The 16448-nt window shown below is 59.3% G+C and carries 14 protein-coding genes; 9 read left to right on the top strand and 5 right to left on the bottom strand.

Annotated features, from left to right (window positions below):
* Window positions 1–111 precede the first annotated feature (111 nt).
* Together DW49_RS0114500 and DW49_RS0114505 are read right to left on the bottom strand one after the other, a co-directional pair.
* A complete protein-coding gene (locus DW49_RS0114500; RefSeq protein WP_003377309.1) occupies window positions 112–741 on the bottom strand; it encodes a response regulator in 630 nt (209 codons plus the stop codon).
* Window positions 738–2786, bottom strand: coding sequence for a sensor histidine kinase (locus DW49_RS0114505; protein ID WP_005614143.1), 2049 nt, complete (start codon window positions 2784–2786; stop codon window positions 738–740). The genes DW49_RS0114500 and DW49_RS0114505 overlap by 4 nt, the downstream gene beginning before the upstream one ends.
* 78 nt (window positions 2787–2864) lie before the next feature.
* Here DW49_RS0114505 and DW49_RS0114510 point away from each other — a divergent pair, with 78 nt between their 5' ends.
* A complete protein-coding gene (locus DW49_RS0114510; RefSeq protein WP_005614142.1) occupies window positions 2865–3851 on the top strand; it encodes an alpha/beta hydrolase family protein in 987 nt (328 codons plus the stop codon).
* A gap of 30 nt (window positions 3852–3881) precedes the next feature.
* On the opposite strand, the gene DW49_RS0114515 is transcribed toward DW49_RS0114510, so the two are convergent.
* From DW49_RS0114515 to DW49_RS0114525, 3 genes are all read right to left on the bottom strand, one after another.
* Window positions 3882–4649, bottom strand: a complete 768-nt coding sequence (locus DW49_RS0114515; protein ID WP_005614141.1) for a TerB family tellurite resistance protein — start codon at window positions 4647–4649, stop codon at window positions 3882–3884.
* The gene (gene murU / locus DW49_RS0114520) at window positions 4650–5321 is read right to left on the bottom strand and encodes an N-acetylmuramate alpha-1-phosphate uridylyltransferase MurU (protein WP_003377300.1); all 672 of its coding nucleotides are present in this window, start codon (window positions 5319–5321) and stop codon (window positions 4650–4652) included.
* Between the two features lie 79 nt (window positions 5322–5400).
* A complete protein-coding gene (locus tag DW49_RS0114525; RefSeq protein WP_005614139.1) occupies window positions 5401–6426 on the bottom strand; it encodes an aminoglycoside phosphotransferase family protein in 1026 nt (341 codons plus the stop codon).
* Between the two features lie 129 nt (window positions 6427–6555).
* On the opposite strand from DW49_RS0114525, the gene DW49_RS0114530 reads away from it, so the two are divergent.
* The 8 genes from DW49_RS0114530 to DW49_RS0114565 all read left to right on the top strand — a co-directional run bounded on the left by DW49_RS0114530 (window position 6556) and on the right by DW49_RS0114565 (window position 16349).
* On the top strand, window positions 6556–9336 hold the full coding sequence (locus tag DW49_RS0114530; RefSeq protein WP_017700774.1) for an LPS-assembly protein LptD: 2781 nt from the start codon (window positions 6556–6558) through the stop codon (window positions 9334–9336).
* Complete coding sequence (locus DW49_RS0114535; protein WP_024419755.1) at window positions 9317–10639, top strand: peptidylprolyl isomerase; 1323 nt, start codon at window positions 9317–9319, stop codon at window positions 10637–10639. The genes DW49_RS0114530 and DW49_RS0114535 overlap by 20 nt, the downstream gene beginning before the upstream one ends.
* On the top strand, window positions 10636–11625 hold the full coding sequence (gene pdxA, locus DW49_RS0114540; protein ID WP_003377292.1) for a 4-hydroxythreonine-4-phosphate dehydrogenase PdxA: 990 nt from the start codon (window positions 10636–10638) through the stop codon (window positions 11623–11625). The genes DW49_RS0114535 and pdxA overlap by 4 nt, the downstream gene beginning before the upstream one ends.
* A complete protein-coding gene (gene rsmA, locus DW49_RS0114545; protein WP_005614135.1) occupies window positions 11622–12428 on the top strand; it encodes a 16S rRNA (adenine(1518)-N(6)/adenine(1519)-N(6))-dimethyltransferase RsmA in 807 nt (268 codons plus the stop codon). The genes pdxA and rsmA overlap by 4 nt, the downstream gene beginning before the upstream one ends.
* A gap of 113 nt (window positions 12429–12541) precedes the next feature.
* Window positions 12542–12922, top strand: coding sequence for a Co2+/Mg2+ efflux protein ApaG (gene apaG / locus DW49_RS0114550; RefSeq protein ID WP_003377289.1), 381 nt, complete (start codon window positions 12542–12544; stop codon window positions 12920–12922).
* Window positions 12922–13824 (top strand): symmetrical bis(5'-nucleosyl)-tetraphosphatase, encoded by a 903-nt coding sequence (locus tag DW49_RS0114555; RefSeq protein WP_005614134.1) that lies wholly within the window; start codon window positions 12922–12924, stop codon window positions 13822–13824. Before apaG ends, DW49_RS0114555 begins: the two co-directional genes overlap by 1 nt.
* On the top strand, window positions 13821–14141 hold the full coding sequence (gene glpE, locus DW49_RS0114560; RefSeq protein WP_003377284.1) for a thiosulfate sulfurtransferase GlpE: 321 nt from the start codon (window positions 13821–13823) through the stop codon (window positions 14139–14141). Before DW49_RS0114555 ends, glpE begins: the two co-directional genes overlap by 4 nt.
* 285 nt (window positions 14142–14426) lie before the next feature.
* A complete protein-coding gene (locus tag DW49_RS0114565) occupies window positions 14427–16349 on the top strand; it encodes a PrkA family serine protein kinase (RefSeq protein WP_005614133.1) in 1923 nt (640 codons plus the stop codon).
* Window positions 16350–16448: the final 99 nt, after the last annotated feature.

The following is a 16448-nucleotide window of genomic DNA, read 5'->3' on the forward strand; positions in this document are numbered from 1 at the left end:
GGGGTAGGGATTGCCCTACAGAGATGGCGCGATTGAGTATGTGAGCGAGCCTGATCGTTCCGCACGCTCCAGCGTCGCACGATAGTGATGAGCAGAGTGTCGTTTTCAGACTCAGAGCAGTTTGTGCTCCATCGCGTATTTGACGAGATCGGCCAGTGAGTTGAGTTTCATTTTCTGCATCAACCGCGCTTTGTGGGTGCTGATGGTCTTGCTGCTCAGGGCCAGTTGCTGGGCAATGTCATTGACGTTGGCGCCCTGCGCCAGGCGCTCGAACACCGAGAACTCGCGCTCAGACAGCAATGAGTGCAACGGCCGGCTATCGGTGAGACCTACTTCAAAAACCATGCGGTCGGCCAGGTCCGGGTCGATGTAACGCCCGCCCGCCGCAACCCGACGAATTGCAGTCAGCAGCAGTGCCGGGTCGCTGTCTTTTGTCGCATAGCCCGCCGCCCCGACTTTCAAGGCGCGTGCAGCCATCTGCGCTTCGTTGTGCATCGACAACACCAGAATCGCAGGCGGGTTGGTCAGTGCGCGAATCCGCGGGATCGCCTCAAGGCCATTCACGCCGGGCATGGAAATATCCAGCAACACCACTTCGCAGGCCACATGGCGCAGGGTCTCGAGCAGTTGCTCGCCGTTGCTGGCCTCACCCACCACTTGCAGGTCTCTGGCCAGACCAATCAACTGCTTGATCCCCTCACGCACGATGGTGTGGTCTTCGGCTACCAAAACACGAATCACTGGCGTCGCTCCTGTGCGGTGGGGTCCAACGGAATGTAGGCGCGCAAGGTTGTGCCCTCACCGGCCTCGCTGTCCAGTTCCAGTCTGCCGCCCAGCATCAACACCCGCTCGCGCATTCCGACCAGACCGAATGAAACCGCCCTGCCCGACTCGACGACAAAACCCTGGCCGTCATCGGCGACGGTCATGCACATCATGCCGTCTTGCAGCGTCAGGCTGATCTCTACCGTGTGCGCCTGAGCATGGCGCATGACGTTGGTCAGCGCCTCCTGAAGAATCCGGAACATGCCTGTGGCCCTGGCATCGCTAAGCGCCGGGAGGTTGTCCGGCACCTGCACCAGACAAGGAATCTGCGTACGCGCCTCGAAACGGCGCGCCTGCCACTCGATAGCGGAAGCGATACCAGCGTCGAGAATCGGCGGCCGCAACGCGGTGGCGACGTCTCGCACCAGTTGAAACAATTGAGAAATAAGGCGCTTCATGCTGTCCAGACGTTCACTCAAGCCTGGGTCAAGATCGGCATACGCCAGCTCGCACATCGATGTTTCCAGCTTCAAGACGGTCAGCATCTGACCCAGCTCGTCATGAACTTCCCTGGCAATACGCGCCTTCTCTTCTTCACGCACGCTTTCCAGGTGCGCCGACAGTTCACGCAACTGATCGTGAGCGCGGCGTCGTTCGCTGACATCACTGAGAAACACCACCAGGTATTCCGCCTCACAAAAACGCAGGAAGCTCAGCGAGACATCGGCAGGCAGAAGACTGCCATCGGCGCGCAGGCAGTGGGTCTCGAACACCTGCGCACTGTCCTCACTGGAGCGCGCGTTCTTCCACAGATTAAGCCAACGGTCCATGTGCAGGTCAGGCTCGAAGTCGATCAGTGGACGCTCGACCACTTGCCCCGGCGCATAGCCCAGCATGGACTCCGCCGCCCGGTTGGCATAGCGCACGCGACTGTCCCAATTGACCCAGAGAATACCGACGGTGCTCTGATCAATAGAGAATTGTGCCAGTCGCAGCGCCTCTTCGCTTTCAACGCGACGGGCCAGATCTTCACGCCCGGCCAGCAGTTCCTGCTCCAGCGCCTGCTGCTGACGACGCTGCCAGATCACGATGGCGAAACAGGCCAGCAGCATCACCAACAGTAAAATGCACAGGTTTTTCCAGAGCTTGGTCGACTCGCTGAAGTGCGACGGGGTCAGTGGCATCCAGCGCGCATGCAGTTGCTCCAGTTCCTTGGCAGGAATCGCCCGCAAGGCTTCACTGACGATTGTCGCCAGCTCTGGCGCGTCACGGCGCGAAGCCACCCGTAACAACTGTGGCAGGCCGGTATCACCGACCACCGCCAGGCCTGCAAATTCCGGCTCACGCAGCAAGCGACTGAGTTGTGCTTCATCCACCACGGCATAGCGTGCCTGCTGGCTGATCAGCAATTGCAGCGCCTGACGCTCCAGCGGCACGCCTTGCAGGTTCAGGTGCGGAAAATTGCTGCGCAGGTAATCGGCAGTCGCGCTTGGCATACGCACCGCGACCCGGGAAAGGCTGTCGAGTTTTTCCAGGTCCACGGCGGTGCTGCCGTCACGTTCACCGATCAACAGTTGCGATACGCGCAGATACGGATCGGAAAACAACCACAGGCGCAAACCCGCCGGGGTCTGCATCAAGCCGGGAGCAACGTCGATTTCCCCGTTGCTCAGGGCTTTTTCCAGTGAGGCCTGATCGACAAAGTTTCGCCACAGCAACTCGACCGGCAGCGTTGCCGCCAACGCGTTCATCAGGTCGACGTTAGCGCCGGACAGTTGCTGCAAACGCTGATCGAACTGGGCGTAAGGCGCACGCAACACCAGGCCAACCCGCAACGGCCCATGCTGATCGAGCCAGCCACGCTGTGCCGGGTTCAGTTGTGCAAGCGCGGGCGATTGCGGCTCATCGGCCTGTGTATTCGCCATGTGGGCCATCAAGAGCAAAGCCATGCAGCCGATAAAACCGGTGCGCAGAAGACGAATGATCACTGTGTCGCTCTCGTGTGTTTGCATGGCAGCCATGTGCCACTCAGGCTCAGGACTGACAAAAGCCGATCAACCCATTAGGCTGCCGGTATAGTTTCCGGCTTGGAATATCCGATGTCCTACACCTTTCGCGCAACGTTTCCTGCACTGTTTTTGTCATTGATACTGCCTTGTGCCCTGCCCGCGCTGGCAGCCGACCCGGCGCCGGCCAAGGATGCCGCTGCCCAGGCACCCGTCGAACGGGCACCGCTGCTCAGCCGCTCGCAGGAAGACGCCATAGCACTGGAACGTCATCTGCCTCGCGAGGATCAGCAGCAACTGCAGGCCGGAGACGAAAGCTTTCTCGCGCTCTGGAAGCCGGCAAACACTGACGCGCCACAAGGCGCGGTCATTATCCTGCCGGGCGACGCCGAATCACCGGACTGGCCGGACACCGTTGGCCCGCTGCGCCGCAAGTTTCCCGATGTCGGCTGGTCCAGCCTGAGCATCACCCTGCCGGACGCGCAGGACAACACACTATTGCCCCGCGAACCTGATGCCGCTGCGGGCGATGCGAACGCAGCCAAACCTAAAGAAGCGCCAAAGGACGTCGCCGCAAAAGCGCCAGACCCTGCTGCTGAAGCTGAAGCTCTGGCGGCAGCAGCAACCGCAAAGGCAGCGGCTGACGAAGAGCGCAACAAGGCCCAGGCCGAGCTGATTTTTGCGCGAATTGAAAGCGCGATCAGCTTTGCGCAACAGAACAAGGCACGCAACATTGTGTTGCTCGGCCATAGCAGCGGCGCGTATTGGGCGGCCAGGTTCCTCAATGAACGCCCCTCGCCCGCCGTGCAGAAACTGGTCATGGTCGCTGCCCGCGAGCCCGTCGATGCGGCGCCGTCATTGCTGGCGATGGTGCCCAGCCTGAAAATCAAGACTGCCGACTTCATCTACAAGAATCCGGAGGACCAGGCAGCCAAAGCACGTTTGCAGGCCAGCAAGCGCGCCAAAGGGCCAGGTTTCACGCAGATAGGGCTGATCAACATCGTAGGTAATGAAGAAACCGAACAGGAACAGATGTTTCGCCGCATTCGTGGCTGGGTAGAGGCTAAAGAGGAGAAGTAAGCGCCGGCATGTGGGCCGGCGCGCAGTCAGTCATGCAAAGCCGCGCCGGGCCTTCACCACCAGATAGGCATTGTGCAGCTCGCTGGTTTTCTCGGTCGCCACCCGCACTTGCTGCGCGTTGGCACCCGAGCCTGCGATCTTGTCCGGGTGATGCCGACTGAGCAGCCGCCGATAAGCGCGCTTGATGCTCAACGGGTCGGTGTCCGGTTTTATCCCCAACAAGGCCATCGCCCCTTTGTAGTCATCGCCGCTGCTGATGGGCGCACGCTTCATGGGGTCATGATCGGCCGCCAGCGCTTCAATCTGCTGTTGCGACCAGCCCAGCCACATGCCCCACACCCCGATCAGTTCACGCTTGACCCGCGAGGCCTTGCCATCCGCCCAGGCCATGCGCCAGCAGGCGCGCAACATATCCTCGGCAATGTCCGATTGACCCTGCAAGCCACGCAGGTAACTGCGCAAGCCATCGGCGCCATCCCGGCCTCGCTTGAACGCATTGATGGCGCGCAACTGGTCGGCTTCTTTCAGATTGATGCGGCGCATCTCGGCACGTGCCTGTTGGATATGACTGGCCACAACCCGCCCGTCACTCTTGGCCAGACGACCCAGCAGCACGAACAACAGCTCGTCCTCAGGTATCGCCGCCTGCCCGCCGAGACGTTCGCGCAGGTGCGCCCAGCTCTGCAGCTTGAGCCGCCGATCCAGCGCCTGCCCCAGTAGCGCCCCGAGCATGGCGCCCGGAATACTGGCGATCGCATAACCAACGCCAGCGCCAATCAGTGTGCCGGTCCAGAGCATTCAGCGCGTCTCCGCAAGCAACTGCTCGACTTCTGCCAGGCGTTCGTGGGTGCCGACATCGACCCAGCGCCCTTTGAAGTGCTCACCCGTTACCAACCCTTGGTGCATGGCCTCGCGCAATAACGGCGCAAGCTTGAACGCACCGGGTTCGCAGTCGGCAAACAGTTGCGGATGCAGGATGGCGATGCCGCTGTAGGTCAGGCGCAGGCCAGCCGAATCGTCATCGCGCACCTGGCCGTCGACCAGCGAAAAATCGCCGGTAGGGTGGTGTGCAGGGTTGTCGATCAGCACCAGATGCGCCAGGCCGGCAAGCGGCATGCGCAATGCGCCGAAATCGTAATCGGTCCAGACATCACCGTTGACCACCACAAAAGGCTCGGTGCCCAGCAGTGGCAGCGCCCGCTGGATACCGCCGCCGGTTTCCAGCGGCTGACCTTCGGCGGAATAGCGGATGCTCAGGTCGAAACGCTGACCGTCCCCCAGGTAATCCTCGATCTGCTGGCCCAGCCACGCATGGTTGATCACCAATTGGTGAAACCCTGCTGCACGCAAGGCGTTCAGATGGTATTCGATCAACGGAATGCCGCCCGCACGCACCAACGGCTTGGGTGTATGCAGGGTCAACGGGCGCATTCGCTCGCCTTTACCGGCGGCGAGAATCATCGCTTTCATGCAGTCCTCTTCAAACAATCAATCTCTCATTCAACCTGACAGTCTTTAAAAGCGGCCGCTTTGCAAAACGGCCAGCCTCTCAGACAGCTGTTTCTGCCGGCTGCTGCAAACTGGTCAGCAATTGACCCAGTTGGGCCAGCTCCGGGCACTTCGACAACACCGCCTCTATATAGGCAAAGAAGCGCGGGACGTCTGCCAGATAGCGGGGCTTGCCGTCTCGATGACAGATCCGCGCAAAAATCCCGATCACCTTCAGATGACGCTGCACACCCATCAGATCACTGGCGCGCTCGAAGGCTGCAAAATCTTCCTGCACCGGGATCCCCAGCGTACGCGCCTGATCCCAGTAAGTCCTGAGCCAGTCGCTGACGCGCTCTTGTGGCCAGCTCAAAAATGCATCTTTGAACAGGCACGTCACGTCGTAGGTGACCGGCCCGTACACAGCGTCCTGAAAATCCAGAACGCCCGGGTTGGGTTCGCTGATCATCAGGTTGCGGGGCATGTAATCACGGTGCACCAGCACTTTGGGCTGCGCCAGGGCGCTGTTGATCAGCAACTGGCTGACCTGCTGCCAGTCGGCCAGCTGCGCCTCGTCCATCTCGACACCCAGATGGCGCTTCACGTACCACTCAGGGAACAGCTCCAGCTCACGGCGCAGCAAGGCTTCGTTGTAGCTGGGCAGTGGCGCATCCATCGGCAATTGCTGGAAAGCCAGCAGCGCCTCGATTGCTTCGGCAAACAACCCATCGGCGTTGTCCGCATCTATCACATCCAGATAGGTCTGACGGCCCAGATCGTTGAGCAGCAAAAAGCCTTGCGTCAGGTCTTCGGCATAAATTTTTGGAACATTAATGCCCGACTTTTCCAATAAATGAGCGATATCCACAAACGGTTTGCAGTTTTCCTGCGGTGGAGGGGCGTCCATGACAATAAAAGTTCGGGCCCCACCCTCCCAGCGAAAATAACGACGAAAACTTGCGTCACTGCTGGCCGCAGTCAACGTGGCCGGGGGCACAGCGCCCCAATTTTGCGCTGCAAACAGCGCTGGCAACTGCTCATCGAGCCAAACTTTCAGGGATTGCAGGCGTATATCTTGATCTGACATTACAAGGGTCTCCGACGGCGCTAGCCGTCAAGCGGGTCATGCTTTATTATCCGGAATCTTCTTCAGCCCATCGAGAGGCGTGCGGCCCCCCCGCGGGCAGATGGCGCGCAGGAAGCCCGGACTAATAAGATGGCATTGAAATCCCCCGCGTTTCGTAAAAAATTTCCGTTGCTCGTAACCGGCAGTCTGCTGGCGATGCAACCTCTGGCCACTCAGTTCGTGGTCGCCGCGGAACAGTATGACTGCTCAGTCTCTGCTTCGGGTGCCTGGAACTGTGCGCCGAAATCCACTGCCGCTGCTGTAGAGCTGCCTCCACGCCCCGTGCACAGCACAGCGTCGGTCAGTTCCAACGGTACGGTGACGTCCGAAAGCAGCTCTTCGGGTGAGCAGGTTGCGGGTACGCAACTGGTTACCGAAGCCAAGGGCAAAGGCTTGAAGTCGCGTAGTGCTGACTACAGCCACCTCGATTGGGTTCCTCGCGAAAAGCTCACCGCAGCGCAACTGGCCGAGACCGGCCCGTATTGCTCGGGTGCCTACGTCGAGCCGATTCGTCCTGGCATGGACGACAAGACGCCGATGAAAGACGCGCCAATGTTCGTGGGAGCCAAGGCTTCGCGTTACGAGCAGGAAGCGCAGGTCGCGACGCTGGCTGGCGATGTGGTACTGCGTCAGGGCAGCATGCAGGTGCAGGCCCAGGAGGCCGCACTGCATCAGGCCGAGAACCGTGGCGAGCTGAACGGCGACGTCCGTCTGCGCGACAACGGTGCGCTGATCGTCGGTGACAAGGCCGAACTGCAACTCGACACCGGTGAAGCCCGTGTCGACAACGCCGAGTACGTCCTGCACAAGTCGAACATTCGCGGTAACGCCCTGTACGCCAAACGTGCAGAAAACGCGATCATCCGGCTCAAGGACGGCACGTACACCACGTGCGAACCGAACAGCAACGCCTGGACGCTCAAAGGCAACAACATCACGCTGAACCCGGCCACCGGTTTCGGCACAGCGACCAACGTTACCCTGCGGGTCAAGGACATTCCGGTCCTTTACACGCCGTATATTTACTTCCCGATCGACGACCGTCGCCAGTCCGGCTTCCTGCCGCCGACCATTGCGGCAGGCGGCGATAACGGTTTCACGCTCGTTACCCCGTACTACTTCAACCTGGCGCCGAACTACGACGCCACGTTGTACCCGCGCTACATGGCTGATCGCGGCTTGCTGATGGAAGGCGAGTTCCGCTACCTGACCAAAGGCAGTGAAGGCCAGTTCGGCGGCGCGTACCTGAACGACGAGAATGACGACCGCAAGCTGCAGTCCGATTATGACAAGACCCGCTGGATGATCAACTGGCAGCACAAGGGCGGCCTGGATACACGCTGGCTGACCCAGGTTGATTACACCGACATCAGCGATCCGTATTACTTCCAGGACCTGGAAACCGATCAGATCGGCGTTAAACGCACTGACTTCCTCAACCAGCAGGGCTCTTTGACCTACCGTGGCGACAGCTACTCGGCAGTGTTCAACGCTCAGGCTTACAAGCTGGCGACGGTTGCGAACGTCACGCCTTATAACCGTCTGCCACAGCTGACGCTCAACGGTACATTGCCTTACAACCCGGGCGGCCTGAAGTTCGATTACCAGACCGAAGCTGTCCGCTTTGAACGTGATCTGCGCAGCGGCTCGTTCATTGATGAAAACGGCAACTCGGAAACACGCCTGGACAACAACATCACGGGCCTTGCCCGGGCAAACGGTGACCGCCTGAACCTGGCGCCCTCCGTGAGTCTGCCGATGAACTGGTCCTATGGTTTCCTGACGCCGAAGCTCAAGTACGTCTACACCCAGTACGCACTGGATCTGGACAGTCAGGGCAAGTCTTCGTTGCTGGCTGGCGAAGAGTACAACAGCAGTCAAAGCCGCAGCGTACCGATCTTCAGCGTCGACAGCGGCCTGTACTTCGACCGTGACACCAACTGGTTCGGCAAGGACTATCGTCAGACCCTGGAACCCCGCCTGTTCTATCTCTATGTTCCCGAGAAAGACCAGACCGACATTCCGGTCTTCGACACCAGCGAGAGCACATTCAGCTACTCGTCGCTGTTCCGCGACAACCGCTTCACCGGCTCCGATCGTATCGGTGACGAGAACAAACTGTCGCTGGGCATCACCAACCGCTGGATCGAAGACAACGGCTTTGAGCGTCAACGCTTCAGCATTGGTCAGGCGCTGTACTTCGAAGACCGCAAGGTGCAACTGCCAGGCGTCGCCTTCGCAGATCGTGATGATGCGCGCGCCAACGTTTCGCCTTATGCACTGGAATACGAGTACCGCTTCAACCGCGACTGGCGCTTCAACTCCGATTTCAACTGGGATCCGGACAGCAAGAGCACCCGTTCGGGCAGCGCGATGTTCCATTACCAGCCTGAAGCCGAACCCAACAAGATCGTTAACTTCGGCTACCGCTATCGCAACGACCAGATTCGTTACGACGAAAGTACCGGTCGCTGGGTCGTGGGTGGTGGTGACTACGGACGTCCGGGCGATGCCAACTACGTGAAGGACTACTACAAGATTCAGCAACACGATTTCTCGGTCATCTGGCCAATCGTGCCGCAGTGGAGCCTGATCAGCCGCTGGCAGTATGACTACAACCGTGAACGCACCATCGAAGCTTTCGGCGGGTTCGAGTACGACAACTGCTGCTGGAAAATGCGTCTGGTCAACCGTTACTGGATCGACTACGACGAATTCAGCCAGGCAGCGCCTCAGAACGAGAAAGGCGACCGCGGCATATTCCTACAAATCGTGTTGAAGGGGCTTGGCGGTGTTACTGGCGCCAAAGTAGACAGCTTCCTCGACAAAGGCATCCAAGGTTATCGTGAACGTGAAGACCAAGCTTTCTGATTGTCTGCGCCCGCTGATGCTGGGCGCGTTACTCCTGAGCGGCGCAGTGCATGCAGCGGTTCAACCTCTGGACAGTGTCGTGGCCATCGTCGACAACGACGTGATCATGAAAAGCCAGATGGACCAGCGTGTTCGTGAAGTTCAGCAAACCATCGCCAAACGTGGTTCTGGCGTGCCTCCTGCAGCCGATCTTCAACCACAGGTTCTGGATCGTCTGATTCTGGAAAACCTGCAGTTGCAGATGGGCGAACGGTCCGGCATTCGTGTCTCCGATGACGAGCTGAACCAGGCGATCGGCACCATTGCCCAGCGTAACAACATGAGCGTGGATCAGTTCCGCGCCGCGCTGGCTCATGACGGCTTGTCCTATAACGATGCGCGCGAGCAGGTTCGCCGGGAAATGATCATCAGCCGGGTGCGTCAGCGCCGGGTGGCCGAACGTATCCAGGTGTCCGAGCAGGAAGTGAAGAACTTCCTCGCGTCCGATCAGGGCAAGGCTCAGTTGTCTGAAGAGTTTCACCTGGCCAATATCCTGATCGCCACGCCTGACAGCGCTTCTTCGGATGCCATTCAGGCCGCAGCCGTCAAGGCCAAGAGCATTTATGACCAACTGAAGAAAGGTGCGGACTTCGCCAAGATCGCCGCCACCACGTCTTCCAGCGAAAACGCACTGGAAGGTGGCGACATGGGCTGGCGTAAAGCGGCTCAACTGCCGCCGCCATTCGGTGACATGCTCAGCTCGATGCCAATCGGTGACGTGACGCCTCCGGCACGCACACCCGGCGGTTTCATTATCCTCAAGCTGCTGGAAAAACGTGGCGGTCAGGGCCAGGCACAGATGCGTGATGAAGTGCATGTGCGTCATATCCTGATCAAGCCAAGTGAAATCCGCAGCGAAGAAGCCACCAAGCTTCTGGCGCAGAAAATCTACGAGCGTATCGAGAATGGCGAAGACTTCGCCACGCTGGCCAAGAGCTTCTCGGAAGATCCTGGCTCCGCGCTCAACGGCGGCGACCTGAACTGGGTTGATCCCAATTCGCTGGTTCCGGAGTTCCGCGACGTCATGAGCAGCACACCGCAGGATGAACTGTCCAAACCGTTCAAGACCGCCTACGGCTGGCATGTTCTGGAAGTCCTTGGCCGTCGTGCCACCGACGCAACCGGTCAGGCCCGCGACCAGCAGGCGTTGAGCGTACTGCGTAACCGCAAGTACGACGAAGAGCTGCAAACCTGGCTGCGTCAGATCCGTGACGAAGCCTACGTTGAAATCAAACTCCCTGGCGCGACCCAGGCTGCACAGTGAAACCAAAGCGTTTCGCACTGACACCCGGCGAGCCGGCCGGCATTGGTCCTGACCTTTGCCTGCTGCTCGCCACGCAGCCTCAGCCCTACCCCCTGATCGCCATCACCAGCCGCGACCTGCTTACCGAGCGGGCCGCGCAACTGGGTGTGGCGGTCAGTCTGCTCGACGTCACGCCCGACACCCTTCCCGATCACCCCGCGCCTGCCGGCAGCCTGTACGTCTGGCACACCCCGCTGGCGGCTCCGGTAGAAACCGGCGTGCTGAACAAGGCCAACGCCGCCTTCGTTCTGCAGACCCTGACGCGCGCCGGGCAAGGCTGCCTGGACGGGCTGTTCAGCGGCATGATCACCGCGCCGGTGCACAAGGGCGTCATCAATGACGGCGGCATCGCCTTTTCCGGGCACACCGAATTCCTCGCCGAGCTGACTCACACCGAACAGGTGGTGATGATGCTGGCCACTGGCGACCTGCGTGTGGCGCTGGTTACCACTCACCTGCCGCTGCGCGAGGTGGCCGACGCCATCACGGCGGATCGACTGGAGCGCGTGACACGCATTCTGCACGCCGATCTTGTGAACAAGTTCGGCATTGCGCACCCACGCATTCTGGTCTGCGGCCTCAACCCTCATGCTGGCGAAAGCGGGCATCTGGGGCGTGAGGAAATCGACATCATCGAACCGACTCTGGAGCGTCTGCGCAGCGAAGGGCTGGATTTACGCGGCCCGCTGCCTGCGGACACTCTGTTTACCCCCAAATATCTGGAGCACTGCGACGCAGTGCTGGCGATGTACCACGATCAGGGCTTGCCCGTGCTGAAATACAAAGGTTTCGGCGCAGCAGTCAATGTGACGCTCGGCCTGCCGATCATCCGCACCTCTGTCGATCACGGCACGGCGCTGGATCTGGCCGGCAGCGCGAACATTGACACCGGCAGCCTGCGCGTCGCACTGCAAACCGCCTACCAGATGGCCGAGACCCATTCATGACCGAGCAATTCCAACACCGGGCGCGCAAGCGTTTCGGGCAGAACTTCCTGCACGATGCAGGCGTTATCGACAAGATCCTGCGCGCCATCCGCGCCAAGCCTGAAGACCGCCTGCTGGAAATCGGACCGGGCCAGGGCGCATTGACCGAAGGGCTGCTCGGCAGCGGCGCGCAGCTGGACGTGGTCGAGCTGGACAAGGACCTTATTCCGATCCTCAACAGCCAATTCGCCAGCAAGCCGAACTTCAACCTGCATCAGGGTGATGCACTGAAATTCGACTTCAACACCTTGGGTGCCGAGCCCCGCAGCCTGCGTGTCGTCGGCAACCTGCCGTATAACATCTCTACCCCGCTGATTTTCCATCTGCTGCAGAACGCCAGCCTGATTCGCGACATGCACTTCATGCTGCAGAAAGAAGTCGTCGAGCGCATGGCCGCAGGGCCTGGTGGTGGTGACTGGGGCCGTCTGTCGATCATGGTTCAGTACCATTGCCGCGTGGAACACCTGTTCAACGTCGGACCAGGAGCGTTCAATCCGCCGCCGAAAGTGGACTCGGCCATCGTGCGGCTTGTGCCTTACGAAACGCTGCCACACCCTGCCAAGGACCACCGCGTGCTTGAGCGGGTGGTACGCGAAGCGTTCAATCAGCGCCGCAAGACCCTGCGCAATACGCTCAAGCTGCTGCTGAGCAGCGACGAAATCACAGCGTCCGGGGTAGACGGCAGCCTGCGTCCCGAGCAGCTCGATCTGGCCGCATTCGTTCGTCTGGCAGACACTCTCAGCGAAAAAGTTGTGACAGAGTGACCCCCTTGGGCAAGTAAACGGCGCGATCAGCCGCCATTTTCCGTTTACTTGTCCTAGACTGATCTACCTGCCGCACACGCCCTTTTTTTGCTACGGATTTCAAGGCCTACTGCATGTCCGATTCTCGTTACAAGGTCGACGTCAGCGTCGTCACGCGCTTCCTCGCAGAACAATCGCAACCCGAGCAGAACCGCTTCGCTTTCGCCTACACCATCACCGTGCACAATAACGGCGAGTTGCCTGCCAAGCTGCTGTCACGGCACTGGGTCATCACCGATGGCGACGGTCATGTCGAAGAAGTGCGTGGCGAAGGGGTGGTCGGCCAACAACCGTTGATCAAGGTCGGGCAAAGCCATACCTACAGCAGCGGTACGGTCATGACCACCCAGGTGGGCAATATGCAGGGCAGCTACCAGATGCTGGCTGAGGACGGCAAACGCTTCGATGCGGTGATAGAACCCTTCCGTCTCGCCGTTCCGGGCTCACTGCACTGATGGCGGTGTACGCCGTCGGTGACCTGCAAGGTTGCCTCGAACCTCTGGAGTGCCTGCTTGAACACGTCCGTTTCGACCCGGCCAAGGATCGACTCTGGCTGGTGGGCGATCTGGTCAACCGGGGTCCGCAGTCATTGCAAACACTTCGTTACCTGTACAGCATCCGCGAGTCCCTGGTGTGCGTGCTCGGCAACCATGACCTGCACCTGTTGGCCGTCGCGCGCAAGAACGAACTGCTCAAGAAAGGCGACACACTGCGCGAAATTCTTGAAGCCCCGGATCGCGACGAACTGTTGCGCTGGGTGCGCCAGCAAAAGCTCATGCATTACGATGCCGAGCGCAACATCGCCATGGTTCATGCGGGCATCGCGCCACAGTGGTCAGTGAAAAAAGCCCTGAAACAGGCTGCTGAAGTTGAACACGCGCTTCAGGACGACTCGTTGTATGGGGATTTCCTCGACGGTATGTATGGCAATGAGCCCGCCAAGTGGAACAACGACCTGCAAGGCGTCACACGCCTGCGGGTCATCACCAACTATTTCACGCGTATGCGCTTCTGCACCAGCGATGGCAAACTCGACCTCAAGAGCAAAGAAGGCGTCGGCACCGCAATACCCGGTTACGCCCCCTGGTTCAGCCACCAGAATCGCAAGGCGCGCGATGTGAAAATCATCTTCGGCCACTGGGCAGCGCTTGAAGGCCGTTGCGACGAGCCGGGGGTGTTTGCGCTGGACAGCGGGTGTGTCTGGGGCGGCGCCATGACGCTGCTCAATGTCGATACGCTTGAACGTCATCAGTGCAATTGCGATGCTGTCGGCAACGCAGCCACCGGGATCATCGCCAGTGCGCAGCCCGGTAGCGCCCATACTCAGCAAACCCCGGCTCAGGAGCCCAAGCAATGACCGAATTCAAACGTATTCCGCCTGAACAGGCTCAGGCATTGCGCACTCAGGGTGCCGTGCTGGTCGATGTTCGTGATGCGCAGGCGTTTCAGAGCAATCACATTCCTGACTCTCAGCACCTGGACAATCACTCGATTGCCGACTTCATCGCCAACGCCGACCTGGACAAGCCGCTGGTGGTGGTCTGCTACCATGGCAACTCCAGCCAGAGCGCTGCCGCCTACCTGGTGGGCCAGGGTTTCTCGGACGTCTACAGCGTGGACGGCGGTTTTGAACTGTGGCGCAGCACTTTTCCGGAAGAAACCGCGCAAGGCTGATAGAAAATATTTTTATGACAGCTGATCCCGCGTTCTACGCGGGCTCGCGCGCGATCTGACGAACGGTCAGCCCCTCTTCTCGCGCAACCCTTCTTTATCTTTCCGAATCCGAACTATCCTAAGACCAGGCCATCCGTATTCAGGGGAGAGCCGGTACACCGGCGCGTGGGTCATCGGTAGTTACTTTTAAGGTGTTCTGGGGGGTAAACAGCAGCCGGGCAATCGGTTGTTGCCAGCATCGACTGAGATCCGCCGCCGGCTCTACGTATCGAGCGAGGTGACGTCATGAGTATATTCAGCCACTTCAAAGACCGCTTTGAAAGCACACGCCAGGAAGAGCTTTCGCTACAGGAGTATCTTGAGCTCTGCAAACAGGATCGCAGCGCCTACGCTTCTGCCGCAGAACGTCTGCTGCTGGCCATTGGTGAACCCGAACTGGTGGACACTTCCGCCAATTCACGGTTGTCGCGAATTTTCTCCAACAAGGTCATACGCCGCTATCCAGCCTTTGCTGATTTCCACGGGATGGAAGAATGCATCGACCAGATCGTTTCGTATTTCCGCCATGCCGCCCAAGGCCTGGAAGAGAAGAAACAAATCCTTTATCTGCTCGGCCCGGTAGGTGGCGGTAAATCGTCTCTGGCGGAAAAACTCAAGCAACTGATTGAAAAAGTACCGTTCTACGCCATCAAGGGCTCACCCGTTTTCGAGTCGCCCCTGGGCCTGTTCAACGCCAGTGAAGACGGTGCGATTCTGGAAGAAGACTTCGGGATCCCGCGGCGCTACCTGAGCACTATCATGTCGCCCTGGGCGACCAAGCGTCTGGCTGAGTTCGGGGGCGACATCAGCCAGTTCAAGGTCGTCAAGCTTTACCCTTCAGTGCTCAACCAGATTGCCGTGGCCAAGACCGAGCCAGGTGACGAGAACAACCAGGATATTTCCGCGCTGGTCGGCAAGGTCGATATCCGCAAGCTGGAAGAATTCCCACAGAACGACGCCGATGCCTACAGCTACTCTGGCGCGCTGTGCCGGGCCAACCAGGGCCTGATGGAATTCGTCGAGATGTTCAAGGCGCCGATCAAGGTTCTTCACCCGTTACTGACCGCCACGCAAGAAGGTAACTACAACAGTACCGAAGGGCTGGGCGCGATTCCGTTCACCGGTATTCTGCTCGCCCACTCCAACGAATCGGAATGGCACAGCTTCCGCAACAACAAGAACAACGAAGCTTTCATCGACCGTATCTACATCGTCAAGGTGCCTTACTGCCTGCGAGTCAGTGACGAGATCAAGATTTACGACAAGCTGTTGTTCAACAGCTCGCTGGCCAAGGCGCATTGCGCCCCCGACACCCTGAAAATGCTCGCGCAGTTCACCACACTGTCGCGCCTCAAAGAGCCGGACAACTCCAACATCTACTCCAAGATGCGTGTGTACGACGGCGAGAACCTGAAGGATACCGATCCAAAGGCCAAGTCGATTCAGGAGTACCGCGACAGCGCAGGCGTCGACGAAGGCATGAACGGCCTGTCCACCCGCTTTGCGTTCAAGATTCTGTCCAAGGTCTTCAACTTCGACCCGCACGAAATCGCTGCCAACCCGGTGCACTTGCTCTATGTGCTTGAGCAGCAGATCGAACAGGAGCAATTCCCTGCTGAAACGCGCGAACGCTATCTGCGCTTCATCAAGGAATACCTGGCACCGCGCTACATCGAGTTCATCGGCAAGGAAATCCAGACCGCGTACCTGGAGTCCTACAGCGAATATGGTCAGAACATCTTCGACCGCTACGTGCTGTATGCAGACTTCTGGATTCAGGACCAGGAATACCGCGACCCTGAAACCGGCGAGATTCTCAATCGCGTCGCCTTGAACGAGGAACTGGAGAAGATCGAAAAACCGGCCGGCATCAGCAACCCGAAAGATTTCCGCAACGAAATCGTCAATTTCGTGCTGCGCGCCCGCGCCAACAACAACGGCAAAAACCCGACCTGGCTCAGCTACGAGAAGCTGCGGGTGGTGATCGAGAAGAAAATGTTCTCCAACACCGAGGACCTGCTGCCGGTCATCAGCTTCAACGCCAAGGCCAGCAAAGAGGATCAGCAGAAGCACAACGACTTCGTCACACGAATGGTCGAGAGGGGCTATACGGACAAGCAGGTACGTCTGCTTTCCGAATGGTATCTGCGCGTGCGGAAATCGCAGTAAAGCAGGTGCAAGCTTCAAGCTATCAGCTGCACGCGAGCAGCGGTCCAGCCTTGGATAACAGGCTGACAGAGCACTCGCATGCAGCTTGAAGCTTTCAAC

This window comes from Pseudomonas avellanae BPIC 631 (genome assembly GCF_000444135.1).
GTDB lineage: Bacteria > Pseudomonadota > Gammaproteobacteria > Pseudomonadales > Pseudomonadaceae > Aquipseudomonas > Aquipseudomonas avellanae.